Origin of the sequence: Fodinibius sediminis (assembly GCF_900182555.1) — a bacterium.
In the GTDB taxonomy this organism is placed as follows: Bacteria; Bacteroidota; Rhodothermia; order Balneolales; family Balneolaceae; genus Fodinibius; species Fodinibius sediminis.
In genome coordinates this window covers 1-2,351 of the sequence record NZ_FXTH01000040.1, presented here as the reverse complement: position 1 = coordinate 2,351, position 2,351 = coordinate 1, and the positions used below count along the sequence as shown (strand labels likewise).

Here is a 2,351-nt window from a genome sequence, read left to right as displayed (position 1 = left end):
GCAATTTTTTTGCATAACCACCGTGGCGCCCCGCTGTGCTGGGGAAGGACCTAAAAGAAGCAACCCACAAAACAAGCCGGAACCGACGGGTTACTGAAAATCTTTGGAAAAGCAGCCACCCCGAACATCCGTTTGACAGAATGCTACGCGCCTGCCGGGCCTTAACGATATGGCGCATAAGGTGCGCACGAATGAATGTTGATTAGTTAAATAACGAACGGAGAGTTAAAAAGCCAAAAGTTGGCAAGCGATGGCGAGGTGCGTCCCCTTAATGCGCTGGTTAGCGGTACAATTTTTAAGTGCACTCTTTTTCAATTTTTGTAACTAATGATTGAGGTACATCAAAATATTTTTGCAACTTATTGAGACCTTTGATTATCCAAGTACGAGGTTTATCTTCAATTTTGTATAGATCCCTTAGATCAGCTCCAGAAAGACAACCGGATAAAACGAACTTTAATCTCTCTAACCTTTCGTTTTTATCTAACTCAAAAACTTCTTCCAGCTCATTAACTATTAGGTCTTTCTTCTTCTGATTTATTTCATCATGAATACTTTCAATTTCCTTTAGTTCTTCAGAGTACATTTCAAGAAATTCTCCTTTAACCCAATCATGAAAGCTGGTTATTTGATCGTAATACTCTTTTGTTACTTTTAGCAAGTCAATTTTCTCATCGTGACTATTTATAAATTCTTTTGCTGTACTTTTCCAGCTATCGTATAACAGAAGTTCGTTATTGTAAATAAACAGGGTCATTTCTGTTTTTTCGCCGACTTTTAATTCGGCAGAAACTCGAGGTAGTTGATAATGTTGACACATTTCTCTCAGCTTATGGACAAATTGTATTAATCCATTTTCTACCAAATCTTGCTTGACTACTTTATCATACTCTTCAAACTTGCCTTTATTCTCGTAGACTTTTGTATAAACTCTTCTTGAATGATCAACCAAGGATTTTGCACTGGCTACAAAATTGTGGAGGCGGAATGAAATTTCTCTAAAAAGTAAATCAGATTTCCACCGAAATTTCCTGCTGAATATTCTATCTCGAATTTCGGGTTTTTCAACCACACCCTCTAGAATATCAACTAAATGCTTGTGATTTCTAGCAAATAGCTGATGAGAATATTCTAGTCGATTAATTTTCCCAATTACTTCAGCTCCAGAAACTTCAGCTGTTTTTCTCTCAAGTTCTTCTATTTCTTGAAATAGACCCATAGTGTAATTTGTACCGCTAACGACATGGCGCATAAGGGGCGTGCAAAACAGCGCCGAATTTGATTAAAAATGTACTATGGAAACTGACGAATCGAAAACTGGCAACCGACGGCGAGGCACGTCCCACTTAATGCGCGGGTTAGGCATTAAATTTCAAGGGCTTCAAATATTTTTCTTTTCTTTAGTGCAATTGCCCGAACAATGAATTCTTCAAAGCTTTCATCAGGGAAATCTGGATTTGGCTTCTTATCTAGAAAAGCATCATTCATTAGATTTCCTAAATTAGCAAAACTTGAGGTTACTTGAACAGGCGATATCATACTGTATAAAACTTTTAACTGTTCAAGATGCTCCTCCACATCTATGATATTACTTGAGGAATAACCTGATTCAATTCTTTTGTTAAGGATTCTTTGAAGATCATTATGATTTGCAACGGTTGAGTTTGTTCCCTTTCGTACATATATAGCATTGTCTTTTATGTTATTTCCAGCCTTTTTGCTTAGATATGGCAATTTTTTCTCATCCGATTCAATTATAAAGACTTGGAAGGATTTGTCTTTTATTTTTTCATATTCAGAATCGGTATAGGAGAAATCAATAATTTGATATTCAAGTGAATCTGGAAGATATGGCGATAACTGTTTATGATGATCGGCTTTATCTTTTAGTTGGTTCATTCCAACTGGATTTGGGGGATCAGAATCGTCTATACCAATGATTAAAACCCCATTGCCAGAATTGCCCATCGCCAAAATATGTCTTGCTAATTTATCTTTTTTAGGAAGCTCTTCTTTGAAATCGATTTGATCGAGTTCCCCAATTGGACTCTGTAATAAGTCTCTTAAATTTGTTCTAGTCGGTTTTTCGAAAAATTTTGCAAAGCCTTCATAAAGCTCTTTATCTAGACCCATCTTAAGAAATATTTATTAACTGTTTAATGCCTAACGACCCCGCGTTTAAGCGGTGCAGGGCCAACGTTTTTGATATAAGCAACACAATTGACCATCCATAAGCAAGAATCCTGGGCAAGCCCAGGCTGCGTCCGCTTGAAACGCCTTGTTAAGGCACCGAATGATCTATGGGCAACCAGCCTTATCAAACACGGAGTTTGTTAAAAGTCGCGAGACGT

At 37.4% G+C, this 2,351-nt stretch carries 2 protein-coding genes; both read right to left on the bottom strand.

From position 1 onward, the window contains the following. Window positions 1-295: 295 nt before the first annotated feature. Window positions 296-1,219, bottom strand: coding sequence for a hypothetical protein (locus FN808_RS18720; protein ID WP_142716147.1), 924 nt, complete (start codon window positions 1,217-1,219; stop codon window positions 296-298). Between the two features lie 146 nt (window positions 1,220-1,365). Continuing rightward, on the bottom strand, window positions 1,366-2,133 hold the full coding sequence (locus tag FN808_RS18715; protein ID WP_142716146.1) for an AlbA family DNA-binding domain-containing protein: 768 nt from the start codon (window positions 2,131-2,133) through the stop codon (window positions 1,366-1,368). Between the last annotated feature and the right edge of the window lie 218 nt (window positions 2,134-2,351).